This window comes from Pseudothermotoga thermarum DSM 5069, from assembly GCF_000217815.1.
In the GTDB taxonomy this organism is placed as follows: Bacteria; Thermotogota; Thermotogae; order Thermotogales; family DSM-5069; genus Pseudothermotoga; species Pseudothermotoga thermarum.
Window position 1 is genome coordinate 1730294 of the sequence record NC_015707.1, and the last position, 24238, is coordinate 1754531.

Consider the following 24238-nt stretch of genomic DNA (forward strand, 5'->3'; position numbering starts at 1 on the left):
CTTACACTTTGAATTTCTCCACTTCTGCGTAGAGTTGTTGTACCAAGCTGGAAAGCTCGACGCTTTGATTGCTCACTTGCTGTCCTGCATCTGCTTGCTGTTTTACAGCTGTTGTAGCTTCTTCAATTTGTCTTGCTATTTCGGTAACCGCGTTCGTAGCATTTGTCATTGCACTACTCATTTCCTCTGTAGATGCACTTAGTTCCTCTGCATTGGCAGCAATACTTTCTATCACTGGAGCTATTTCCTTGATTTCTTTTAAGATATTTGCTATTTCTTCTTTAACTACTGCTGATTGTTCTACAGTTGCTGCAACTTGTTTTATCGATTCCTGTGAATCTTTTGCAGCCACCTCAGCAGAATCATGAATCCTTCCAAGTATGGAAGATATCTTCTGGGTTGCATTCTTACTCTCTTCCGCCAACTTCCTTATTTCATCCGCAACCACCGCAAATCCACGTCCAGCTTCTCCTGCTCTTGCTGCTTCTATCGCTGCGTTCAATGCCAACAAATTTGTCTGCTCTGCTATACTGTTGATCGTCTCGACGATTTGACCTATGTTCTTTGCATCTTCCACCAAAAGTCTTAGAGACTTGTCTATCTTGTCAGAACTAACTTTGACCACAGATATCATCTGATCTATTACCTTTATAGCTTGCTCACCTTTATCTGCAGCTGCTCTGACTCTTTCTGACCTTTCAGTCAAATTTTGCGCAGCTTTCGAAAGGTTTTGAGCACTGGCTGTTATCTCTTCAATTCCCGAGTTCACTTCTTGGATCGATGCAGACACACTCTGAGCATTTTTGCTTATGTTTTCCATCTGTGCTGCAAGCTCTTCGTTGGATGCAGCCATTTCTTCGGATACGCTTGCAAGGTTTTGAGCCACAGCGTTGACCTGACCTGTTAGGTTTTTGATTTGACTTATCGCATTTCTAAGTGCAGCGGTAGATTCTGATATCGACTTTGCTATCGTTCCTATTTCATCTTTGGAGTCAAAGTCAAAGGCCGTCGTCAAATCACCTTGTTTCAAAGCTGCCGCAAGATCAACAAATTTGAGAAGTGGCTTAGATATGTAGTTGCTGGATATAAGCCAGCTTAAGAACAATCCTGCGGCTACAAAGGCCATCATCATTATCAACAAGAGCCTTGATAATTGATTTGCACTTGCGTACAAAAATTCATCTAGCATACCGTATGAAACATACCAACCGTACTTTGTCCTGTAGTAAGCAACGGTACGTTTGATTTTATCGACTTCGTACTGAACCAAAGTAACTTGATCTTTTGAAGAACTCACTTTTCCGAACCAATCTGCGGTGGAAAAATCTCTTCCTTCCATAGATGCTATGCTGTGCGCATATGTTAAACCTTTGTCACCAAGTATGCCAAGAAAGGCATCAGATCTTCCAGCAAGATCTCCAGCAAGTTCCTTCTTAAAATCGCTCATTTTTAACGTCATCCAAGCTGCTCCAATGATTCTTCCATCATCGTGTCTGACGCTGACAGCTACTGAAAAGATTCGATCACTGCTTTCTTGCTTTGGTTCAGTGACGATCACTCTGCCTGGATTTGCTATTGCTAGTTTGTATTCATTAGTTTGCCTTGCATCAATGTTGAGTTTTCCTTTGTCGGTGATCGTATCGCCGTTGTCAAAACCAAAGGCAGCAGATTGTATGAAGGCCCCATAGGTTGTGACCACTTCTTTCAATCTTCTGACCATATCATCAAGTGCTTGTTGCACATTTCCACCCTTTTGGACTGCGTCATAGTACTGAGTCGCAATGCCACCAACAGCGAAAGTTCTTAGTGTGATTTCCATGTTCTCTAATCTTGCTTCGAAAGCTTTTCCTTTTCCAATAGCCACATCGATAACTGCAGTTCTTGCAAGATTTCCAATCACCTTTTTCTGACGCTGATCTGTTACAAAGAAGGTCAGCAGCAATGGAATTGTGGAACTCACGATCACGATGATCAAAACCTTGAAAAACATCTTCAGATTCTTCACCGTTACTCCCTCCTTGTCGTAAGATATTCAGTGAAACCAAAAATCAAAAATCTTCGAGGTGTTCAAGTTGATACTCAAAGAAATTCTTGAAAAAACCTATAATTTGCACCTTTCACAAGATACCTTACAAACCATCGACAAATATCTTCGACTTCTTCTGGAAGCTCCGTTGAATCTGACGAGCATCGACGATTACAACGAAGCTGTTCACAAACACGTTGCCGACGTTTTGTTACCTATAAAATCTCTCACTGGAAATCTGCTTGATGTTGGAACTGGTGCTGGAATACCAGGTTTGATCCTTGTCATTGTTTTTCCAATCAAAGCAACTTTGTTAGATTCTTCAAAAAAGAAAATTTTCTGGTTAAATGATACCATAAAGAAACTTAATTTGTCTAATATTAACACAGTTGCAACAAGAGCTGAAGATTATGCAAAACAGGCAAGAGAGAAATTCGATGTTGTCACAGCTAGGGCAGTGGCAGAAGTTAGAATTTTGCTTGAGCTTTGTGCTGCGTTTGCAAAAGTTGGAGGACTATTGTATTTTTACAAAGGTCCAAATTGGAAAGAGGAATACAAAGCTTGTGTCAACATTGAAAGAATTTTGAACGTTAGGCTAAAAGAAGTGATAGACTATCAACTTGCAACTGGGGAAAAAAGATCTTTGATAATCTTCGAAAAGGTTGGACCTACCGATCCAAAGTTCCCAAGAAGGTACAATCAAATTCTCAAAAAGCCATTATGACAGTAAAGATTTGTCAAAGATGATAAACTAATAAATAGAACTGTCAAGTCTACGCAAAGGAGGTAACTATGAAGGTTCTTCGTACCTGGGGATTTGATGGAAAGTTGAATATGGCTTTAGATGTGATTCTTTTGGAAAATTCAAAAGAACCCGTTTTGAGATTCTACGATTGGGCAAGACCTACGCTTTCGCTTGGAAGGCATCAAAGAAAAATTCAAATTGATTATGAATATCTAAAAAGAAAGAAATTTGACGTAATTGTCAGGCCAACTGGTGGAAGGGCTGTTCTACACTGGGACGAGCTGACTTACAGCGTGGTAATTCCTTCAAACCATGAACTTTTCAAGGTTTCAGTTTTGGAAAGCTATCTTGTCATAAGTGAATGTATCTCGAAAGCTTTGAAAAGTGTGGGATACAACGTGGAAATTGAAAAGGCCAAAAATTTATCGAATACACCAGCTTGTTTTGATTCGCCTTCGGTTTACGAGATCAAAATCGATGGCAAAAAAGTGGTTGGAAGTGCGCAGGCAAGAACGGATAAAGCTATTTTGCAACATGGATCAATAGTTTTGAAAGCACATTTGAAAGAATATGCGAAAATTTTAAGCATGAAAACAGAGGATTTGAAAGATAAAATGGCGGGGCTTTATGAGTATAAGTATATTGAGGTTGAAAAATTATGTGAAGCGCTTGAAAAGGAATTTGAAAAACTTTTTGGAAAAACCGAAAATTTTGAGCTTAGTTCAAAACTGTTTCTAGAAGCTTGGCAAAGAAAGGATGAGTTTACTTGGCAGGTAAGCTTGTGATCGTTGGAACCCCGATAGGAAACATGATGGATATAACCATAAGAGCTATAAAGGCGCTTAAAAGCGCCGATGTGATTTTGGCTGAAGACACAAGAAGAACGATGAAACTTTTGAAATTTTTCCGAATAGAAGGTAAACCAGTTTATTCCTATGGTGCTCACAATGAGACGAAAAGTATTCCGATGATTCTAAAAATGCTCAACGAGGGTAAGACAATTTGTCTTGTTACCGACTCAGGTATGCCATGTGTTTCGGATCCTGGTGCTTTGCTTGTGGATGCATGCTGGAGAAAAGGAATAGAGCTTGATGTTATGCCAGGGCCAAGCGCTTTAACAAGTGCCCTTGCGCTTTGCGGTTTTGATACATCCAAAGTTTATTTTGTTGGATTTCTACCGCGTGGAAAAAAGAGAAGAAAACTTTTAAGGGAGGTAAAAGGGAAAAAAGGGGTTTTGGTGTTTTTCGAGGCGCCCATAAGAATCGCGGCAACGTTAAAAGATATACTTGAGATCATTGGCGACAACGAAATTTTCATAGCAAGAGAAATGACAAAGGTTTTTCAGCAGCTTTACCGTGGAAAGGTTAGCGAAGCGCTGCAATTGTTCAAGGATACAAAAGGTGAACTTACGGTGGTTTTGAAACTTCAGGGGGGAAGGAAGGATGAGGGAAAATCTCGAGAAGATCATTAGAGAGATTTGTTTCATCATCAAGGTTGAAGGAAGGCTGGTTTTGAAAAATTATCCCATAACACCAGCGCAGTTTGATTTGCTTCAAAGGTTATACTTTCGCGGGCCTATGAAGATGACGGAGCTCAGTACACACCTTGGCATAGCTAAGAGTACTTTGAGTGGTATTGTGAAAAGGCTTGAGGGTATGAAATATTTAAGCAGGGAACGTGGTAAAGACAAAAGAGTTTTTCTAATTTCCATAACTGAGCATGGTAAGCAGATTATCGAAGCTGTGATCGAAAACAGGGTGCAATTCATAGGAAAAGTGATCGAAGAGTTTGGACAAAAGAAAGCCGAAGAGCTTTACGAAATTCTTCAGCAGTTCAAAGAGGCGATGGAAAAGTGCAGAAGCTCACGCTGATTTTGCTTTTGGCAGCTTGCCTAGGCTTTGCTGTTTACATACAAACGAACGTTCCTTATGTGGAAATAAGGCAAAACAATGTTTTGCTTGCCATAACTGATAGAAGTGGGCTAGCAAAGGTGGATCTTCAAGCACCAAGTAAGGTGGTTCTTTCAAAGCCTGGGTATTTTCCAAAAGAGCTTGAGATAACCGACCTTGAAGGAACCTATTATGTCCAAATGGTTCCAGCAGCGGTTATCTTCGTTCAATCCGATCAAGAAGATGCGAAAGTTTTCTTGAACGATGAACTCGTTGGGAAAACACCGATCCAAATAGATGTTTTACCTGGTGTGTATACTTTGAGAGTTGAAAAGGAAGGTTTTTGCGTTTACCAAGAAAAAGTAGCAGTTGAAGCTTTTGAAAAGGTGCAGATAAACGTGAAATTTTCCAAAATCCCAAAGGTTAGAATATTTTCCAACCCAACTGCGGAAGCCTATGTGAACGGAAGAAGGGTGGGTACAACTCCTGTTGAGATTGAACTTGAGCCTGGGAAACACAGCCTAGTTCTTAGAAGGGAAAATTACTTTGATTTGGTGCAAACAATAGAGGTGAGCAATATTCAAAATCAAACCTTTGCGTTCAACCTTCAACCCTGTGCTTACGTGAAGATCACGACAACTCCAAGTCATGCTTTTGTTGTTTTTGAAGATCAAAGAAAACTTCAAGGTTCTGTTTTTGGTCCTCTTGATCTGAACGATAAGGTCTTCTACGTCGAAGCACTTGGTTATCAAAGACAGGCTGTTGAAATAGAACCGAAGCAGGGTTTGAATGAAATTCATGTCGTTTTGCAACCATCGGTGTACGACGTTGAATTTGTGGTAAGTCAAAATGCCATCGTGACGGTAGATGGTATGATCGTTGGTGAGGGACCAAGAAAGCTGCGCCTTTCAGGTGAAATACACTTTGTTGAAATACAGCAGGCTGGTAGAAGATGGGCTGGGATTGTCAACCTTTCGCAGCAGACAGTTATAGAACCAGATTTCGAAGTAGCCACTTTGATATTGCTTGGAGATAAGTCAAGAAGATACGTTGTGCAAAACGTCGAATACCGTCCTCCGGCTGTCGTTTATCTTAAACCAGGAAGGTACGTTGTTAAGGTGAACGATATTGAAAGAATTGTGGACCTTCAAGCAGGCACGGTGACTTACCTTAAACAGGAAGGATACGGTTATTTGAACGTTTTTCACACTCTTGTAGTTGAAGTGATGCTTGACTTGCAACTTGTTGGTCTAACTCCTGTGTTATTCTATCCAGTGAAACCTGGAAGGTACAGCTTAAAGGTCGCGGACAAAAGTGTTTCAGTTTTTGTCTCCGAAGGAGAGATCCTTGTAGTTAGATGAAATGGAGGTGATTTTTCGTGAGAAAGTTGGTTTTGGCTTTGTTGACGGTGGTTTCTTTGATCTTGGTAGCGCAAGAAGTGAGGATCAGAGACATTTCTCCAATACTTGACATTTACGAGCCGGTTTCTTTTGTTGTTCAAAGGGGAATAATGGAGCTTGATGAGAACGGTAATTTCAGGGGAGGGCTTTTGACAACCAGATTTGACATTGCTCAGTATTTGTACAGGTTGATAAAGGTTTTCAAGCTTGAGGAAGTTGTACCAGAATTAGAAGGTTTGAAAAAAAGTGTTGAGGAACAAAAAATCAAATATATCGGAGTAGAATCCGCTTACAAGGTTGTAGAAGAAAAAATTGCACAACTTGAGTCGGCTTTGAATGGTTTGAATGTAAAAATGGACGAAATGTCGAAACAGCTTGCTCTGCAAGTTGTCGCCGAAGTTGAAAAGGCGTTGAGCGCTCAAAAAATTGGAGAACTTTTTACAAGAGTTGACTTGTTGCAAAAACAAGTCGAAAATCTTGGAGAGCAGACAGAAGCTGTCGCAAAGCAGTACGAAACTGTTCAATCCATCGTTCAAGGTACCGTTTCTAAATTGTCTCAACTTGAAGCAAAGCAAGAATCAACGACGAAAGACCTTTCTTCGTTGAAATCAGAAGTTACAATTTTGAAAGGAAAGATGGACGAACAGCTTGTTATGCTTGAGAATCTCAAAAAGGAAGTTGATACGAAAATTTCTCTTGCAGAGAAGCTCATGGACGAAAAACTTTCAAGTGCTTTGAACAGGTACGATATGAATTTGAAAAACTTGGCGAGCGATGTTTCACTTCAAAGAAAAGAACTTGCCGATTTGACGCAGAATCTGCTTGGATTGAAAGGGCAGATTGAGATGCTTCAAAAAACGATCGATCTTTTGGAAATAAATGCCACCAAAAAGCAGGTGGAAGATCTTCAAAAGTTGGTTGAAGAGACAAGAAAAAGAATTGAGCAAACAACAGTCAATCTGAGAAGTTTTGAAGAACGATTGGCGGCTTTGGATATAAGCGCTTTAGAAAAAAGGATCAGCGAACTTGAAGCCAGGCAGAAAAACACGGAAAGCAGCATTTTAACGGCTTATTTACTCGGTGGGCTTGGAGCGGTTGCAGGTGTTCTTGCGCTGATAATAGCCTTTGGAAAATAGGTGATCGAGGATGAGAAGGATTTTCGTTGTCTTGGTGTTTATACTTGCTTCAATCTTTGTTTTTGGAAAAACTGTTCACATAATTTCGGCCTACGTTAAACCTGAAAAGGACAGAGCGTACTACGAGGGAAACGTCAAGGTAGAAATTCCAGACGACAAAGTCAAGTTAGAATGTGAAACCATGGTCGTCACAAAGCTTCAAAACGAATGGAGAATAGTCGAAGCAACAAAGGCAAAAGTGTTTTTTGAAGACGGCGAAGCTATAGCAGAGAAGCTAAGGTACGATTTAAAGCTTAAAACAGGAACTTTAACAGAAACGGTTCAAGCAAAGGTTCAAGACAAACAAAGCGAAGACGTCATTGAATTGGTTTGCGACACGATGAACATTGATCTTGAAAACGACGTTTTTTCAGGAGAATCTTTTCAAAAAGTTTTGATCATCAAAGGTAAAATAGAGGCAAGGGCTAAAAGTTTTTCGTACGATAGGAAGAATGGGATTATAAAACTTGAAAAAGATGTGGAGATCGTGGACCGCGACAAAAACATAAAAATGTGGGCTGAAAGTGTTCAAATAACCACTGCGGATGATAAAATGATTGCAACAAATGCAAGGGTTGAACTTGTGTTGGAGGAGTGAAGTGCATGATAGATATCAAACTTATAAGGGAAAATCCGGATTTTGTCAAGAAAGCTTTGGAAAACAGAAATTACGATCCAAAGATGGTTGACGAGGTTCTTGAACTTGACAAAAAGTATCGTGCCCTTACTACGGAACTCAACCAGCTTCGAGCCCAAAGAAACAACATATCAAAGCTGGTAGCGCAGGCTAAAGCAGCAGGAAAAGAAGACGAGGTTGTAAGTTTAACGTCTCAAGGTAAGCAAATAAGTGAAAGAATCGATGCCATTGAAGATGAGCAAAAGCAAATTGAGGCAAAGATCAAAAACCTACTTTTGTACATCCCAAACGTACCCGATTCTTCGGTCCCCATTGGAAAGGATGAAACTTTCAACGTTGAAGTTAGAAGATGGGGAGAGCCAAGAAAATTCGACTTCGAACCGCTACCACATTGGGAAATTGGGCCAAAGCTTGGTCTTATGGATTTCGATCGGGCAGCAAAGCTGAGTGGCTCACGTTTCACAGTTATGTATTCTGCTTTGGCAAAACTTGAAAGAGCTTTGATAAACTTCATGTTGGATCTTCACACCAAAGAGCATGGTTATACAGAAGTTTGGGTACCGCATCTTGTAACGCGCAATACTTTGACTGTAACAGGACAGCTCCCAAAATTTGAGGAGGAAATGTATAGATGTGATATGGACGATCTTTTCTTGATACCAACCGCAGAAGTTCCACTTGTTGCACTGAGGGCGGACGAAATTTTGGAAGAGGAGGATCTTCCCATCCTTTACACAGCGTATACCCCATGTTACAGAAGAGAAGCGGGAAGCTATGGAAAAGATGTTAGAGGAATGATAAGGCAGCATCAATTTGACAAAGTAGAACTTGTTTGGTTAACAACCCCTGAAAGATCTTTTCAAGACCTCGAAACGCTGGTTTCGCATGCCGAGGAGGTTTTGAAAAGACTCGAACTTCCATACCGCGTAGTTTTGCTTTGCACAGGAGATCTTGGTTTTGGTGCCGCCAAGACTTACGACATAGAGGTTTGGCTTCCAAGTTACAACGCTTACAAGGAGATATCTTCCTGCAGCAATGACACAGACTTTCAAGCAAGAAGAGGGAACATAAGGTATAGAAGAAAAGATGGCAAACTTGCCTTTGTCCACACACTCAACGGTTCTGGAGTTGCGGTTGGAAGAACCCTTGTTGCGATAATGGAAAACTATCAAAGAAAAGATGGAAAGATAGATGTCCCTAAGGCACTTCAGCCTTACGTTGGTTGTGAGGTGCTTGGCTGAGTGCCTCACCTTTTCTATGGTGAGCTAGCTGGCGAATACGTTTTGTTGGACGAAAGAGAAACCCATCACCTAAAAGTTGTTCGCCACAAAGTAGGGGATGTTGTGAAAATCACTGATGGTAAGGGAAATCTTTACATTTGCAAATTGGTTGAAATTGGTAAAAATAGATCCACGGCTTTAATTGAGCAGTCTAATTTAATAGAAAGACCGCAGGAAAATCCTATAACTTTGTATGTTGCTTGCGAAAATTGGGATAGGTTGAGGTGGTTAGTAGAAAAATCCGTCGAAATAGGTGTGGATGAAATTGTTGTTTACAAATCCAAAAGGTCTAGATCCTTTGTCGAAAAGAAAGAAAAGATTGAACTGGTGGTAAGAGAAGCGGCAAAGCAATGCGAAAGGTTTCTCTTTCCAAGACTTTCAGTTTATGGTCATATCGATTTTGAAAAGTTAAAAGGGAAGGTTGTAATACTTCACAAAGAAGGAGAGCAAGCAAGCTTAGAGGATTTTCTGGCTCCGGTAACAATTGTTGTTGGACCAGAAGGAGATTTTGAAAAACAGGAACTTGAAAAGCTTTCGCAAAAAGGTAAACTTTTAAGCCTTGGCAAAAAGATTCTGAGATTTGAAACGGCTGCGATTTTGTCACTTTGTTTGGCTGGATTTACTAATGGGCGTATTTGAAGGGGGGATCGCTTGATGAAAAAAGGAAAGAAAGTGCTTTCTTACGTGAAGTATGAGAAAGAGCTTGAGAGTGCTTATCGTGAAAGACTTTCTCTGGTCAAAAGACCAGAAGAAGTTGGAAAAGTTTTTGTGGAATTTGCGCTGAATTTACTTAGCAAAATCGATCCAAGGATTGACAAATCATTTTCAGATCAAATCTTTTTTGAGCTGAATGTGGGTAGCAATTACCGTCTATCGACTTTTTTACAAAGTCTTTTGGCAGATCACCTTAGTTCAAGTGATCTTTCAGCGATATTGGAAAGAATGGCTTCAACAGCGGCTCACAGATACAAAGCTTTAACTTCCAACGCTGAAAGAACCGATTACTTCAGGCTGCAAGAAAGACCAGAACAAAGGTGAAAGTAATTGATTTTTAAAACGGCGCAGGGCTAAAGCCCTGCGCTTTATTTTTCACAGTATATCCCTGTAACCAACGCGCCGAAGATCATCGCACATCCCATGACTACAAACATCAACTTGAACGAGATGCTTGACAACAATCCTGCCGCCAAAGGTCCAAACAAGCTGCCAAACATTCTAACAGAGGTGAGCAAACCCAAAAATTCTGCCTTCCTGTTTTGAGGAACGTTTTCCGAAACAAAGTTCACCGCACCGTTTATGAAGGCACCAAAGCCCATTCCAGAAACAACATAACCGAGCAAAACAGTGGTGTAATCTTCAACCTTTGCTATGGCAAACAAAAAAGCACCAATGCCAGACAAAAACATGCCAGTTGTTGCAACAACTTTTGATGAGATTCTTGATACCAACCATCCAAACAGCAGGTGAGATGGTATCTGCATGAAAGGGTTGCTTGAAGCTAAAAGCAGCGTTTGACTTTTCGTAAGCCCAATCACTTCGTTCAAATAAACACCTATCGCGGCAAAGGTTCCACCTATTCCAAATTGTCTTAAAAACGAACCAAGGTACATTGCCCAAAGATTTTTCCTTTTCAAAACGGTTTTTGAAGTGATGGCAGAGAAAATTCGCTGAAGGTTTGTTCTGGTTATCTCGTACTGCGGATGAGGTATGCTTGGAGTTAACATAACAAAAAGAAGAGAAATCAAAGATACCACGTACAAAACGATCATGACGTTGAGAACGCTTGTGAAATTTAAGATTGGGGATACAAAAAGTCTACCCAGTGCAAGACCTAGTGAGCCTGAAACGTTCAACAAAAGTATCGCAACATTTGGTTTGAACATGGAACTTTCTATGAGTATTGCGGTGACTATTGGATCGTAGGCTGAAGACAAAAATGTGAAAACGGCTGCCACCAAGAAAAATTCCCACGATTTTTTCACCAAAGAGTAGAACAAAAATACAACAGAACCTGCGATCAAGGGAAACATCAAAGTTTTCTTTCTCTCTTTCATCTCATCGCTCAAAGCTCCCCAAAACGGCGAAGCTAGACTCCCTATTCCACTTGTTATCGTCGATAGAAAACTGATGGAAAACACGTCTATTCCCAGTTCTCTCATTCTAAACTGGAGCAACATGTCGTAGTTTCCTATCGTGAAATTCCTTATCAAAGTTGAAACAAAAAGTTTTAAACTATTCCCATTCGATAGTCGCTGGTGGCTTTGAGCTGATGTCGTACACTACCCTCCCTATTCCTTTGACGCTGTTTAAAATCCTTCTTGCGGCAAGATCTAGTACCTCATGGGGAATTTTCGACCAATCGGCGGTCATGCCTTCCGTGCTATCGACGGCTCTGAGGGCAAGAACATAGTCGTAGGCTCTTTTGTCACCCCTGACTCCAACAGATCTAACCGGCAGAAGCACACAGAAAGCCTGCCAGACTTTTTCGTACCAGCCAGTTTCCTTTAAAGTTTCTATGAAAATTCTGTCTGCTTCCTTTAAGATTTCAAGCTTTTCTTCAGTGACCTCTCCTAAGATTCTCACCGCAAGACCTGGTCCAGGGAACGGATGGCGGTAAAGTATTTGTCTTGGTATCCCAAGGATTTCTCCAACCAACCTTACCTCATCTTTGAAAAGATTTCTCAGAGGTTCAACGATCTGTAGATTCATTCTCTCAGGAAGTCCACCAACGTTGTGATGACTTTTGATGGCAGCCGTTTTCTTACCAGATTTTGCGCTCTCTATCACATCCGAGTAGATCGTTCCCTGAACTAAGTGTGTCGCACCATGCTGTTGAGCTTGCTTTTCGAAAACTCTTATGAATTCTTCCCCTATTATTTTTCTTTTCCTTTCAGGATCGCTTACTCCACGAAGCTTTTCCAAAAATCTTTTTCTTGCGTTTATTTTCACCAAATTCAGCCCAAGCATTTCTTTGAAAACCTTTGGAACCTCGTTTTCTTCACCCTTTCTCAAAAACCCATGATCGACGAAAACGTTGAGCAAATTTTCCCCTATCGCTTTGTGGGTTAAAACGCAAGCTACAGAAGAATCCACCCCTCCAGAAAGCGCTGCTATGACTTTTTTTCCAGCCAGAGTTTCCCTGAGCTCTTCGATCTTTTTGCTGACAAAATCCTCCAAGTTCCAATTTGGTTTAAGATTGCAAATCTTTGAAAGAAAGTTGTGAAGAATTTCTCTTCCTCGCAAGGTGTGTCGTACCTCTGGATGAAACTGCAAAAGCCAATACCTTTTTCCGTCGGTCGCGGCTGCGATTATTTCATCCGTCGATTTTGCCAGAACTTTGAAACCTTTTGGTAGAACTTTGACGTGGTCTCCATGGCTCATCCAAACGGTGGTTTCTTTTTCCACCCCAAAAAAGATCGGGTCATCTTCGATGAGTCTTATCGTTGTCCTACCGTATTCAGCTTTTTCTCCAGGCTCAACCTTTCCACCAAGTGAATGTGCTACAAGTTGCATTCCATAGCATATTCCAAGAACTTTTCCTTCGTATTTTTCAAACCAATCCGGAAGTTTTGGTGCATCTTCTTCGTAAACGCTGGCAGGGCCACCAGAAAGTATCACGGCTTGTACATCTTCAAGATCGACTTGTTCATCGTATTGCACAACTTGGCTATAATAACCAAGTTCTCTGACGACTCGTGCTATCAACTGGGTGTATTGAGAACCATAGTCAACCACAAGTACTTTCATTTTTCTCCACCTTCTTTGCAATTCGCTTGCACAATTATTTTGCTTTCAGACAGGTTGAACAACCATAAGCCGAGTATGACGAAACAACCACCTAAGATGGTGTACAAATTCGGGGGATTTTTCAAAAGAATCGTTTCAGCAACACTTGTTACAACAGGAATGAAGTATATCGTGTTGGTCGTATACCGCGTTCCAACTCTTTTCAAACCTATGTTCCAAAAAACGTACGCAATCCCTGAACAAACTATTCCAAGGTACAAAAGTCCGGCTACAACGGGTAAAGAGAAAGATAAAGAGGATTTATTCTCAAAAGCCACAAAAGGTATCAAGGTTAAAAAGCCCCAAATGGTTATGGCAAAAACACCTTCGATCGAATCTGCTTGTGGCATTTTTTCAACGTGGTAGGTGTAGAAAACCCAGGCAACGGCTGCACCAAGAAGCAGGATATCGCCGATAGGATTAACCTTTAAAACAAATCGACCGTTGAGTATGACTATCGCAACTCCAAAGAAAGCCATGAGCGAGGAAAGATACTGAATTAAGGTGGTTCTTTTTTTCTGAACAACGTGGGTGAAAAGCGTGTAGAGTATCGGTGCACTTGAAACGATCAAAGATGCGTTGGTTGGATAAGAGTAAACCAAACCGCTGTTTTCAAAGAAAAAATACATCGTAATTCCCCAAAAGCCGGCGAAAAAAGTGTGCCAGTTGAAAAGCTTTGGGATCTTCCTGTTCACCAAAAAAAGCGCAAAACTGGCGATAAGAAACCTAATCAGCGCAGCCGTAAGCGGTGGTATTGACATCACAACGATTCTGGTTGCAACGAAGGACAATCCCCAGAAAAGAACCACTAGCCAAATCAAGACTTTGTACAAAACTCACACCTCCACAGATTAATTTTCACATAAAACCTTTGCTTTGCCAACAGAGTCGTATAATTGACTGAAGTTCAATCAAAATCCAAGGGAGAAGAAATTTGGAAAGAAAACAGATACAAGCCAGGTCTGTTAAATCTTTGCTTGATAAGCTTACCGAGGAATTTGGACCGGATTGGTACCAAAAAGTGAAAGTGAGGTTCATCAAAGAATCGGTTTTTGAAATTGTGGCAGAAGTTTCTCCCATCGATGAGATTGAACAACAACTAGTTGAACAAATTACGATGAATCATCAAAAGGTTAAGTTGCCGGATCTATCTGAACTTGAAGCAAAATACGCACAACCGATCATTCGGGTTGAAATTTCCAAAGACGAGATGACGGCTGGTATCATCATCGTTCCCGGTTTGAAAAGATCGTTACCAACCGTGGAAGAAGTCGAAAAAGCTTTGATGGACGCCGGGGTAAAATATGGCATCTATAGGCAGAAAATAGAGCAAGCTTTGAAGGAGAAGAATTTCTTCACACCGATTCCCGTTGCTTTTGGAAAATCACCAAAACCACCTGTTGATGCGCAGATAAAGCTTCTCTTTCCCCAAACAGGATACTTGATGGCTCAGGTGGATGAATCTGGAAGAATAGATCCAGCGTCTGTTTACAAGATATTCACGTGTGAAAAAGATCAGCTACTTGCGGTAAAGGAACCAGCCGTTGAAGGTGAAGATGGAATCACTGTAACGGGAAAAATCATAAGCGTACCCAAACCAAAGGATCTCGATTTAAGCCTTTTTGTAGGTGAAAATGTTTATTTGTCTGAAAGCAAAAACGAAATACTTGCCGCATGCTCTGGTCAACCTATTTTCAAAGATTCAAAAGTGCATGTCAAAGAAGTTTTCGTGGTCGACGGTGACCTTGGATATTCGGTTGGGAACATAAACTTCAACGGAACGGTTGTGATCAGAGGAAACGCTGAGGGACCGTTTAAAATTGTCGCAAGAGAAGATGTTTTGATAAACGGAATCTTGGGAGAGGTTGAGGTTGAATGTGGAGGATCTTTGATGGTCAAAGGAGGAATCTTCGGAAGATCCAAGGGAATAATCAAAGTTGGTAAAGATCTCACCGCAAAATTCGTCAACGAAGCGCGCATTTTTTGCAAAGGGAAAATTTTGGTGGAGGAGTACATAATGAACTCCATTGTGGTGTGTGGTAAGGATATTTTTGTGGCAGGAAGAGGAATAATAGCAGGAGGTGTTGTCAAAGCCCAAGGAAACATAACTGCCACAGAGCTTGGAAGCAAAGCTGGTGTAAAAACAATCGTTGCCTGCGGCGTAAACTACGAAACGGAATCAAAGTACGAACAGTGCGAAATCGCCGCATTTGAAATCACAAAAGTTTTGGCAAGGATCGCCGAGGAAGAACAAAAGATAAGGTATAAACTTGTTCAAGCGAAGGAAGCTAAACAAAGGGAAGAACTCAGGAAAAATCTTTCCGAGTTGGAACAAAAAAGGTTCAGTTTGGAAAAGCAACTTTTTAAGTTGAAGCGAGTTATGAACACGCTTTTACAAATAAGAAGACTAGAAGGAATCACGATAAATTCAAAGATAACCTTGAAAGGGATTTGCCACCCCGGTGTCAAGATAATCATAGGTTATGAGAGCTTAAAAGTTCAAGAAGAATTGAACGTCAAAGAATTCTATATAGACAAATCCACGGGCAAGATAGCCTATAGATGATCAAATTCGTTCCTTAACAAGCACTTCGTCTATTATCTCAAGCACGATTGGCACAATCTTTGGGTCAAATTGCGTACCAGAACATCTTAAAAGTTCTTCTTTGGCTTGATCCAAAGTTAAAGCTTTTCTGTACGGTCTATCGGTTGTCATGGCATCGAAACTGTCTGCAACGCACAGTATTCTTGAAAGAAGTGGTATATCTTCCCCTTTCAAACCATCCGGATAGCCTTTGCCATCGTATCTTTCATGGTGATGCCTTACTATAACAGCTATCTCTGGAAGATCAGCAGCCAATAACCATTCGTATCCTTTCACTGGATGAAGTTTTACCAGCTCGTACTCTTGAGGATCCAAAAATCCGTTTTTGTTCAAAATATGTTGCGGTACAAAGATTTTTCCTATATCGTGAACCAACCCTGCCCAATACAACTTTCTAATGTCTTCCCTTGGCAGTCCCATTTTTTCGGCTATTATCGAGCTGTAACGTGCGACGTTTTCCGAGTGACCTTTTGTGTACTTGTCATAACTTTCGAGCGCTCTTACGGCGAAAAGAATCAGCCTTTTGTGAAACAGACCCTCTTCTTTGATGTAATCTCTTGCAATCAAAAGATATGCGATTGATATTCCAAGCTTTTCGAAAGTTCTTTGCAAAAACTGATTGTCATCCAACATCACGCAGAAAAGATAGCCAAAGTTTCTTACCAACGCTGAAATTTTCACAGCGAAAAATTTTTCGTTGTCTTTCAAAACCAAACCAACTTGGTCTTTCAAAAAATTTGAAAGCTCTTGAAGGGATGAAATTCTGTAGGTTAAAAACTCTTTCTTCAATCTTTCACATCTCGATCCGTTGTTATCATCACTATATCTTAAGCAAATTATAAAAGGAGGTCCCTCAAATAAAATCCCCATAACCCTTGCGCTTTCTTCGTAAGGTGATAGGCTTTTTAAAATTTGTTTGAAAAATTCTTCTTCATCGAGCGAGGCTTTCAAAAGCAAAGTTGAGAAAATTTCAAGTACGTCGAAGATCAAGTTTTGTAGTTTTGCATTTTCACTATGAAGTTTTTCAAGTTCTTTGTTCTTTTGTGATAACTCTTCGTTCAATGCGTTGAGTTCTTGATTTTGTGAGATCAGTTCTTGGTTCATTGCTTCTAGCTCCGCGTTGTTCGCCGTAAGTTGTTCGTTCAACGCTTTTATTTCATCATTTGCAGCTTTCATTTCTTCGTATGCTTTTTTGAGTTCCACAGTTCTCCGTTCAACGAGTTTTTTAAGATAGTGGTTCAAGATTGTTAAAATTCCTATGATGGACGCAACGGCAACCAAAAGGACAACGATGAGCCAGAGTAACCACTTTGGAAAATGGAAGCGAGTTGGTATGAACAAAGACGTGATTTCTTTAAGTTCTGATTTTTTGATGTCCTTCAAAAGCTTATTTATCGTTGTAGCAAGCTCTCTTTTTGCTATAGGAAAAGCGAAGTGAAGAGTTTGAGATTGAAGCGTAAGCGATTTGAATTTGTGGAAAAGATCGTACTTAACAAGGTAATATCTTGCCGTGAAATCTTCCATCACAAAAACGTTCAACTCGTTGTTTTTGACAGATTTGATCAAATCCTCGAAATTTTCGTAATAAACCAACGTGGCTTTTGGGTAAAAAGTTTTGAATATTTCAACAGAGGCATCGCCTTTCACAGCCCCAACAACGTGTGCAATTATATCAGAGTGGTTTTTAAGTTCGATGTTTTGTCTGTAATAAACGTTCACGTTTACCGTGAAAACGGGGTCTGTAAAAACAAGGTACTTTTCCCGTTCAGTTGTTTTGAAGATCAAGTTGATCATGTCAGCTTCGTTGGATAGGATTTTCTCCAAAGCTTTATGAAAAGGTAAAACTTCAATGTCAAAGGTTAGATTTGTTTTCTTTTCAAGAAGCTTTAAGATTTCTATGCTTATTCCAACAGGTTCACCGCTTTCGCTTATCCATATGAACGGTGGGTAAAAATCTCCGGTGACAAATTTTACCGTAGTCGCAAAAATCGGGAAAGAAAACAAAAAAACAACAACCAAAAACCAATTTCGTTTCAAAGAGAATCCCCCTTTCCGTATGAATTGTAGCATATCAATGCGCTGATATAATCAACTTGATGATTACAATTTGTGAAAAAGGAGAGGAGGTGTCAACTTAAGCCGGGAAATACGATAAAATAAACAAAAACCAACCTTCTCACCGAAAGGAGGTTCCCGTGAATATGAAAGTTACAACAACAAATATCACCGAGTACCTATACCAAATTATACCAAACCTTTTTCAAAGACAAAGAGTTCCACATGAGGCGAAAGTATGAACTTGCATTAAGGAAGGCAGCAGCCATAATTGGAGTCAGTCATGAAGCCTTGAGGAAATGGTGGGCAAGAATGAAAGAAGAGATATTTGCTGAGAAGATAGAAGGCAATGCAGTAGTAGCTATAGACAAGATGAAGGTGAACATAAATGAGGTTAAGAGGAAGAAAGTGATCTATGCGTTGGTCAGTAAGACACGAGAGAAAGGCAAAGCAGGGCCATGGTACTGGGAAGCGAGAAAAAAGAATATGGGATATTGGGAACACGAGCATGAGAGGTTTGGGGAAAGAAGTCTTGTTGAGAGCGTGATAGGGATAACAAGGTACAGGCTGAGGCGTTTTAACATAAGCAGGTTATGGTACAAGAGGAGGGATGAGGACATAGTTAAGTGGCTATTTCCATTTCTTCTATTTCTTCTATTAGTGCAGTTTTCCTTCTTAAGTTGACAGGTCCAGATAAATGATATGAAAAACGAACTTTTTCTCTTCGATGAGTTTTACAAAAAACACTTTGGTCAAATAATCGGCGTCGACGAAGCTGGTAGAGGATGCATAGCTGGTCCGGTTGTTGCTGCCGCGGTTGTGTTGGAAAAAGAGGTGGAGGTATTCGACTCCAAACAACTTACACCAAGTGAAAGGGAAAGGATTTTTGAAGAAATCAAAAAGGTGGCAAAGATCGGAATTGGTTTGGCAACAGCTGAGGAGATAGACATTTACAACATCTTAAACGCCACAAAAATTGCCATGAACAGAGCACTTAAAGCTTTGAATCAACCAAATTTGTTCGTGCTTGTGGATGGAAAGGGGTTGAATTTGGTCCAACAGGGAGTTTGCATTGTCAAAGGCGATGCTAAAAGTGCAGCAGTTGCTGCTGCTTCCATCGTAGCGAAGGTTGTAAGAGACAGAATCATGAAAGGTTTTGACAAAGTCTATCCGCAGTATCTTTTTGCCCAACACAAAGGTTATCCAACTCAAGATCATTTAAAGGCTTTGGCTGAATATGGAGCAACTGTTTTTCATCGTTTGACCTTTTCACCCGTTTTGCCGTATGTAAACGAAAAAATACTTAGCAAAATCAGCAAAGAAAGGGCTCTAAGTGTTGTTAAAATCATGCAGAAGAAACTGAAGATCAAATGAAATTAACCGTCATTTATCATTTTCTAAACCAACGTGGAATAAAATACAGCCATAAGTTGTTCACTGTGGAGGGGTGAGTATGGATTACAAGGACATTTTAAGCTACGTTAAGGAAGAAAAAATCCTGTTCATTCGTCTTCAGTTTTCCGATATAAACGGCAACTTGAAAAATGTCGAGATACCCTCGCAGGAACTTGAGAGAGCTTTCGAGAGAGGAATAATGTTCGATGGATCGTCGATCGAAGGATTTGCAAGAATTGAGGAATCCGATATGTACCTTAGACCAGATCCAAATACTTTTGCCGTTCTTCCTTGGTCAACCGATGGTATGAAAAGCGCAAGACTTATATGCGATGTGTACACGCCAGCCGATGAGCCGTTCGAAGGAGATCCAAGATATCGTTTGAAACTAATTGTGGAAAAGGCGCGAAAAATGGGATTTGAGCCTTATGCCGGTCCAGAACTTGAGTTTTTCATACTTCCCAGGGATGAAAAGGGATATCCAAAAGCGGAGTTTTTAGACAAGGGAAGTTACTTTGATCTGCTGCCTTTGAACGAAGTGGAATCTTTAAGGAGTGAAGCAGCCGTTGCTTTGAGAACTATGGGAATAAACGTTGAGGCAACTCATCATGAGGTTTCTCCTTCCCAACACGAACTTGATTTTCGATATGGTCCAGTTCTCGTCACAGCTGACAATGTTCAGACTGTAAAGCTTGTTTTAAAAACGATTGCCGTAAAACACAACTTGCGCGTCACTTTTATGCCAAAACCATTCTTTGGCATCAATGGGTCTGGAATGCACACGCATATGAGTCTTTTCAAAGGCGATGAGAACGTATTTTACGATCCAAATTCTTCCGATGGATTATCGCAAACAATGAAATACTTCATCGGAGGTTTGTTGAAATACGCTCGACAAATAACGCTTGTCACAAATCCAACTGTTAACAGCTACAAGCGCTTGGTCCCAGGTTACGAAGCCCCTGTGAACATAGCTTGGTCCAAGGCGAACAGAACGGCTCTCATAAGGATTCCAGCTGCCAGAGGAAAATCGACAAGGCTCGAGTATCGCGCGCCAGATCCTACTTGCAATGCTTACCTTGCTTTTGCCGTCTTGTTTGCGGCTGGTTTGAAGGGAATTGAAGAGAAGATAGAACCTCCGGCTCCGATAGAGGAAAACATATATCACATGAGTGAGGAAAGAAAAAGCCTGTTCAAAATCGATTCACTTCCTGGTTCTTTGAGAGAAGCAATAGAGGAAGCGAGAAATTCAGAACTTGTAAAGGAAGTGCTTGGAGATCATATCTTCAAAAAGTTAATTGATTTAAAAAGAAGAGAATGGCGCGATTTTAGCATAGCTGTGACAGATTGGGAAAGGGAAAAATATCTCAACTGTTGATCAAAGCATAAAAAATAAGGGGGCTTGACGCCCCCTTTTATCTTTTTTCAGGCATCAATATTCAGGCATTGGTGGTGTGTGCTCTTTCTTTTCTTCAGGTTTTTCCACAACAAGAACTTCAGTTGTCAAGAGCATTCCAGCGATAGAAGCAGCATTCTGCAGCGCACTTCTTGTAACTTTCGCTGGGTCGATGATTCCTGCTTTGAACATATCGGTGAATTCACCTTTAAGAGCGTCGAATCCAAAGCCAAAATCTTTGCTTGCAAGAACTCTTTCAACAATGATTGCGCCATCGTAACCAGCATTTTCAGCTATTTGTCTAATTGGGGCTTCCAAAGCTTTGTATACAATCATAGCTCCAACTTTTTCGTCTCCTTCAAGTTGCTTGATAAGATCCTCGAGAACTTCTCTTGCTCTAAGCAGTGTTACTCCTCCACCAGGTACGATACCTTCTTCAACAGCTGCTCTTGTTGCGCTCAATGCGTCTTCAATTCTGTGTTTCTTTTCTTTGAGTTCTGTTTCAGTTGCAGCACCAACTTTTATGACAGCAACTCCTCCAGCAAGTTTAGCCATTCTTTCTTGGAGCGTTTCTTTTTCGTACTCAGAAGTTGTCTGTTCAATCTGAGATTTGATCTGGGCGATTCTCTTCTTGATTTCTTCTGGTTTTCCTTTTCCACCGATAATTATTGTGTCATCTTTCTTGACTCTTACAAGATCTGCCCTACCAAGATCTTCAAGTGTAACATCCTCGAAGTTTATTCCAAGTTCGTCGCTTATAACAGTCCCACCTGTCAAAATTGCGATATCTTGTAGCATAGCCTTTCTTCTGTCACCGAAACCAGGAGCTTTGACGGCACAAGACATAAGTGTTCCTTTTAGTTTGTTCAAAACAAGAGTTGTCAAAGCCTCTCCTTCTACATCTTCGGCGATGACAAGAAGTGGCTTACCAGTTTGAGCGACTTTTTCAAGAATTGGTATCAACGGTTTGATTGCGCTCAATTTCTTGTCGGTGATCAAAATGAATGGTTCTTTTAGTTCTACTTCCATTTTTTCCGCATCGGTAACAAAGTATGGTGAAATGTATCCTCTATCAAACTGCATACCTTCCGTGAATTCAACGTAGGTTTCAAGTGTTTTCGAATCTTCGACTGTTATAACTCCATCTTCTCCAACTTTGTCCATAGCTTCGGCGATCAGTTCTCCAATCTCTGGGTTGTTAGCACTTATAGCTGCGACGTGAGCAATGTCATCACGACCAGAAAGTTTCTTAGCTTTTTCCTTTATGAATTTCACAACTCTTTCCGTTGCTTTGTCTATACCTCTTTTCAAAAGAATTGGATTTGCACCAGCAGCAACGTTTTTCAAACCTTCTCTGATCATAGCTTGGGCAAGAACTGTCGCTGTCGTTGTACCGTCACCAGCAACATCGTTGGTTTTGGAAGCAACTTCTTTTACGAGTTGAGCTCCAAGATTTTCAAATTTGTCCTCAAGCTCAATTTCCTTTGCTATGGAAACACCGTCGTTTGTTATGGTTGGAGAACCCCAGCTTTTTTCGATGACAACATTTCTACCTTTTGGACCAAGAGTTATTCTAACAGCATCGGCAACCTTGTTAACACCTCTCTCAAGAGCTCTTCTAGCTTCTTCATTGAACTTCAACAGTTTTGGCATCGCTCACACCTCCCTTTACTCTTCGATTTTCGCTAGAATATCATTCGCATCAATAATGATGTAATCAACATCATTAATCTTAATTTCCGTACCAGCATATTTGGAATATATAACCTTGTCCCCAGGCTTAACATCGATGTTCTCTACCTTTTCTCCAACAGCAACAACTTCTGCTTTCATCGGTTTTTCTTTCGCCGAGTCAGGCAAAACTATTCCGCCTTCAGTTTTCTTTTCTTCCTTAATTGGTTTGATCAACAATCTTTCACCCAATGGAATCACTTTCATGGTGCTACCTCCTTTCGCTTCCGTAATTTTATCACTCTATATCTTCGAGTGCTAATTATAGCATACACTGGTTTTGGGTAGAAATCAAGGGATAATTTTCGGCTATTATTGGTAAAAAATTCGGTTTATTTCAGTTCATTCGTTTTTATTTACCAATTGGCTATTTTTTCTCGTTTTTTCTCGTTATTTCTTCGTTTTTCACATTGAGCTATGTCTAACCAAACTTGGGAAAGGCTTTTATTCCCTCATTTTATTGTGTGAAACGAATTAACTCGAATATGCTTTCCATATCTATGCTATTCGTGAAGTGATATGCAATGAGCTCTATTTGTGCATCAAGGTCATACCTTTTTATTGCGTCTAAACTTTTTCCCTTCTCTTCTGCAACCATAGTGAAATACTTTTCAAAAAACTGATGATTGTGGAACAAGTGGTGAAAGCAAGTACCAATTATCCTGTCGAGTATCACACCGTCAAAATTCTCGGTTGGAGCGTTGTTCTTTTTGAAGATGATAGCAAAAGGTTTAACGTCTTTAGTCGGTGTTGAAATTCCCCTGTGAATCTCGTATCCTTCCACAATTGTTCCGAAAAGATTTTCTTTGCCGGTAAGCCAGCAGGTGATCTTGTAAGGGTGAAAAACTGTTTCGATTGGTAACAGACCGAGTCCATCCTCTCGATTTACAACTTTACCGTTTTGATCCAATTCTATAAGTTTTTCTCCTAAAATTTGAAAACCACCACATATTCCAATTAAAAAGGCTTTGTTTTTGAGGCTTTTAAGTATTGCATCCTTTTTGTTTTTTAACCACCTTAGATCGTGAATGGGCAACTTTGTACCTGGGATTATTATCACATCGGTGTCACTTCGAGGTTCCTCAACAAGTGCGACATCGAAATTCTCGAAAAGCGGATCAAAATCAAAGGTGTTTGAAAACCGCGGAAGTTTTATGATATCGACTTTTAACTCGCTTTGAACACCTATTTTTTTCGATAAGATATCTTCTTCAGGTAAATTGTGCTCGATATATGTAACCGTCCCGAGAAACCTCGTGTTGTAGCGCTTAGCAAGTTTTTCTGGATAATCTTGTAAAAGCGTTGGATCGCCATGAAATTTATTAAACAAAAAACCTTTGATGAGATCTCGCTCCTCATCATCCAAAAGTTCAAATGTTCCAGCAACTTGCGCGAAAGCCCCTCCATTGCTGATGTCTGCTATTAGAATGGCAGGACAGTTTAAAATTTTTGCAAGAGTGATATTGTTGATCTCTCTTTCCTTCAAATTTATCTCAGCTGTGCCACCGCTGCCTTCAAGAATCACGATTTCATAACTTTTGGCAAGTTCATTGAAAGATTCTAGAACTATGTTGAGAAGTTCTAACTTTTTATCGTACATGTATCTTCTGTTGGATTTCTCGAAATCAATTGGTTTACCTTTCGCAATGATTTCAATGCCTTGTACGTCTGGTTTTAACAGGATTGGATTCATCAAAACAGACGGCACCGTTCTTGCGGCAATTGCTTGAATATACTGAGAAAGTGCCATTTCTCCGCCTTCAACTGATACAATGCTGTTTAGAGACATGTTTTGTGCTTTAAATGGGGCTACTTTGTATCCTAGGTTTGAAAAATATCTACACAAGGCTACGGTGAAAAGAGATTTTCCAACGTTCGACATTGTTCCAAGAATCATTAGTTTCATAGCTGATTACCCCTATATTTATGATATTATTGTTCTGAAGTAATAAGAGCTCCAAATCGCGGGGAAGCTGGTGAAAATCCAGCGCCGGGCCGCGACCGTGAGTGGGGACGAAACTCGCAAAAGCCACTGGCTTAGGCTGGGAAGGCGCGAGGAGTAGGATGATCCACGAGCCGGGATACCTGCGATTTGGAGAATCAAAGCTACTTCCACGG

21 protein-coding genes, 1 pseudogene and 1 riboswitch are annotated in these 24238 nt (G+C 40.5%); of the genes and pseudogenes, 14 read left to right on the plus strand and 8 right to left on the minus strand.

Going from position 1 to position 24238, the window contains the following annotated elements; all coding sequences use genetic code 11:
• Nucleotide 1: 1 nt before the first annotated feature.
• Nucleotides 2-2005, minus strand: coding sequence for a methyl-accepting chemotaxis protein (locus THETH_RS10400; protein ID WP_013932961.1), 2004 nt, complete (start codon nt 2003-2005; stop codon nt 2-4).
• Nucleotides 2006-2063: 58 nt separating this feature from the next.
• On the opposite strand from THETH_RS10400, the gene rsmG reads away from it, so the two are divergent.
• The 10 genes from rsmG (at nt 2064) to THETH_RS08635 (ending at nt 10190) form a co-directional block, all read left to right on the plus strand.
• The gene (rsmG, locus tag THETH_RS08590; protein ID WP_407635676.1) at nt 2064-2750 is read left to right on the plus strand and encodes a 16S rRNA (guanine(527)-N(7))-methyltransferase RsmG; all 687 of its coding nucleotides are present in this window, start codon (nt 2064-2066) and stop codon (nt 2748-2750) included.
• A 68-nt stretch (nt 2751-2818) separates the two neighbouring features.
• Nucleotides 2819-3556: a lipoate--protein ligase family protein gene (locus THETH_RS08595; protein ID WP_013932963.1), complete on the plus strand. Its 738-nt coding sequence runs from the start codon at nt 2819-2821 to the stop codon at nt 3554-3556.
• A gap of 23 nt (nt 3557-3579) precedes the next feature.
• Complete coding sequence (gene rsmI, locus THETH_RS08600) at nt 3580-4242, plus strand: 16S rRNA (cytidine(1402)-2'-O)-methyltransferase (RefSeq protein WP_052296020.1); 663 nt, start codon at nt 3580-3582, stop codon at nt 4240-4242.
• Nucleotides 4214-4642 (plus strand): MarR family winged helix-turn-helix transcriptional regulator, encoded by a 429-nt coding sequence (locus THETH_RS08605; RefSeq protein WP_013932965.1) that lies wholly within the window; start codon nt 4214-4216, stop codon nt 4640-4642. Before rsmI ends, THETH_RS08605 begins: the two co-directional genes overlap by 29 nt.
• Nucleotides 4624-6021 (plus strand): PEGA domain-containing protein, encoded by a 1398-nt coding sequence (locus tag THETH_RS08610; RefSeq protein ID WP_013932966.1) that lies wholly within the window; start codon nt 4624-4626, stop codon nt 6019-6021. Before THETH_RS08605 ends, THETH_RS08610 begins: the two co-directional genes overlap by 19 nt.
• 17 nt (nt 6022-6038) lie before the next feature.
• Entirely contained in the window at nt 6039-7196 is a 1158-nt protein-coding gene (locus THETH_RS08615) for an S-layer homology domain-containing protein (protein WP_013932967.1), read from the plus strand.
• Between the two features lie 10 nt (nt 7197-7206).
• Nucleotides 7207-7833 carry an LptA/OstA family protein gene (locus THETH_RS08620; protein WP_013932968.1) on the plus strand — a complete coding sequence of 209 codons (627 nt, stop codon included), beginning with the start codon at nt 7207-7209 and terminating at the stop codon, nt 7831-7833.
• A gap of 5 nt (nt 7834-7838) precedes the next feature.
• Nucleotides 7839-9113: a serine--tRNA ligase gene (serS, locus tag THETH_RS08625; protein ID WP_013932969.1), complete on the plus strand. Its 1275-nt coding sequence runs from the start codon at nt 7839-7841 to the stop codon at nt 9111-9113.
• Entirely contained in the window at nt 9114-9791 is a 678-nt protein-coding gene (locus tag THETH_RS08630; RefSeq protein ID WP_013932970.1) for a 16S rRNA (uracil(1498)-N(3))-methyltransferase, read from the plus strand.
• Between the two features lie 15 nt (nt 9792-9806).
• Nucleotides 9807-10190, plus strand: a complete 384-nt coding sequence (locus tag THETH_RS08635; protein WP_013932971.1) for a hypothetical protein — start codon at nt 9807-9809, stop codon at nt 10188-10190.
• A 44-nt stretch (nt 10191-10234) separates the two neighbouring features.
• On the opposite strand, the pseudogene THETH_RS08640 reads toward THETH_RS08635, so the two are convergent.
• The 3 genes and pseudogenes from THETH_RS08640 to THETH_RS08650 all read right to left on the minus strand — a co-directional run.
• A pseudogene (locus THETH_RS08640) lies at nt 10235-11374 on the minus strand (MFS transporter); the annotation flags it as partial.
• A 10-nt stretch (nt 11375-11384) separates the two neighbouring features.
• Nucleotides 11385-12899, minus strand: a complete 1515-nt coding sequence (gene guaA / locus THETH_RS08645; protein ID WP_013932973.1) for a glutamine-hydrolyzing GMP synthase — start codon at nt 12897-12899, stop codon at nt 11385-11387.
• Nucleotides 12896-13771 (minus strand): DMT family transporter, encoded by an 876-nt coding sequence (locus THETH_RS08650; protein WP_013932974.1) that lies wholly within the window; start codon nt 13769-13771, stop codon nt 12896-12898. Before THETH_RS08650 ends, guaA begins: the two co-directional genes overlap by 4 nt.
• A 101-nt stretch (nt 13772-13872) precedes the next feature.
• Between THETH_RS08650 and THETH_RS08655 the strand changes: the two genes are divergently transcribed.
• On the plus strand, nt 13873-15504 hold the full coding sequence (locus tag THETH_RS08655) for a DUF342 domain-containing protein (protein ID WP_013932975.1): 1632 nt from the start codon (nt 13873-13875) through the stop codon (nt 15502-15504).
• Here THETH_RS08655 and THETH_RS10595 read toward each other — a convergent pair whose 3' ends face one another.
• A complete protein-coding gene (locus THETH_RS10595; RefSeq protein WP_013932976.1) occupies nt 15505-17580 on the minus strand; it encodes an HD domain-containing phosphohydrolase in 2076 nt (691 codons plus the stop codon).
• Between the two features lie 243 nt (nt 17581-17823).
• Between THETH_RS10595 and THETH_RS08665 the strand changes: the two genes are divergently transcribed.
• From THETH_RS08665 to glnA, 3 genes are all read left to right on the plus strand, one after another.
• On the plus strand, nt 17824-18282 hold the full coding sequence (locus THETH_RS08665) for a hypothetical protein (RefSeq protein ID WP_083815741.1): 459 nt from the start codon (nt 17824-17826) through the stop codon (nt 18280-18282).
• 18 nt (nt 18283-18300) lie between these two features.
• On the plus strand, nt 18301-18972 hold the full coding sequence (locus THETH_RS08670; RefSeq protein ID WP_013932977.1) for a ribonuclease HII: 672 nt from the start codon (nt 18301-18303) through the stop codon (nt 18970-18972).
• A 79-nt stretch (nt 18973-19051) separates the two neighbouring features.
• Nucleotides 19052-20371, plus strand: coding sequence for a type I glutamate--ammonia ligase (gene glnA, locus THETH_RS08675; RefSeq protein WP_013932978.1), 1320 nt, complete (start codon nt 19052-19054; stop codon nt 20369-20371).
• Between the two features lie 54 nt (nt 20372-20425).
• Here the strand turns inward: glnA and groL are convergent, their stop codons facing one another.
• The 3 genes from groL to THETH_RS08690 form a co-directional block, all read right to left on the minus strand.
• A complete protein-coding gene (groL, locus tag THETH_RS08680) occupies nt 20426-22042 on the minus strand; it encodes a chaperonin GroEL (RefSeq protein ID WP_013932979.1) in 1617 nt (538 codons plus the stop codon).
• 15 nt (nt 22043-22057) lie between these two features.
• The gene (gene groES / locus THETH_RS08685; RefSeq protein WP_013932980.1) at nt 22058-22327 is read right to left on the minus strand and encodes a co-chaperone GroES; all 270 of its coding nucleotides are present in this window, start codon (nt 22325-22327) and stop codon (nt 22058-22060) included.
• A gap of 250 nt (nt 22328-22577) precedes the next feature.
• Nucleotides 22578-24026: a cobyric acid synthase gene (locus THETH_RS08690; protein ID WP_013932981.1), complete on the minus strand. Its 1449-nt coding sequence runs from the start codon at nt 24024-24026 to the stop codon at nt 22578-22580.
• A 12-nt stretch (nt 24027-24038) separates the two neighbouring features.
• Nucleotides 24039-24227: riboswitch (cobalamin riboswitch) on the plus strand.
• Nucleotides 24228-24238 lie beyond the last annotated feature (11 nt).

Coding starts and splice junctions, on each gene's coding strand:
- THETH_RS08595 (WP_013932963.1), top strand. CDS start 2,819: ATGAAGGTTCTTCGTACCTGGGGATTTGATGGAAAGTTGAATATGGCT.
- rsmI (WP_052296020.1), top strand. CDS start 3,580: ATGATGGATATAACCATAAGAGCTATAAAGGCGCTTAAAAGCGCCGAT.
- THETH_RS08605 (WP_013932965.1), top strand. CDS start 4,214: ATGAGGGAAAATCTCGAGAAGATCATTAGAGAGATTTGTTTCATCATC.
- THETH_RS08620 (WP_013932968.1), top strand. CDS start 7,207: ATGAGAAGGATTTTCGTTGTCTTGGTGTTTATACTTGCTTCAATCTTT.
- serS (WP_013932969.1), top strand. CDS start 7,839: ATGATAGATATCAAACTTATAAGGGAAAATCCGGATTTTGTCAAGAAA.
- THETH_RS08635 (WP_013932971.1), top strand. CDS start 9,807: ATGAAAAAAGGAAAGAAAGTGCTTTCTTACGTGAAGTATGAGAAAGAG.
- guaA (WP_013932973.1), bottom strand. CDS start 12,899: ATGAAAGTACTTGTGGTTGACTATGGTTCTCAATACACCCAGTTGATA.
- THETH_RS08665 (WP_083815741.1), top strand. CDS start 17,824: ATGAGGCGAAAGTATGAACTTGCATTAAGGAAGGCAGCAGCCATAATT.
- THETH_RS08670 (WP_013932977.1), top strand. CDS start 18,301: ATGAAAAACGAACTTTTTCTCTTCGATGAGTTTTACAAAAAACACTTT.
- glnA (WP_013932978.1), top strand. CDS start 19,052: ATGGATTACAAGGACATTTTAAGCTACGTTAAGGAAGAAAAAATCCTG.
- groL (WP_013932979.1), bottom strand. CDS start 22,042: ATGCCAAAACTGTTGAAGTTCAATGAAGAAGCTAGAAGAGCTCTTGAG.
- groES (WP_013932980.1), bottom strand. CDS start 22,327: ATGAAAGTGATTCCATTGGGTGAAAGATTGTTGATCAAACCAATTAAG.
- THETH_RS08690 (WP_013932981.1), bottom strand. CDS start 24,026: ATGAAACTAATGATTCTTGGAACAATGTCGAACGTTGGAAAATCTCTT.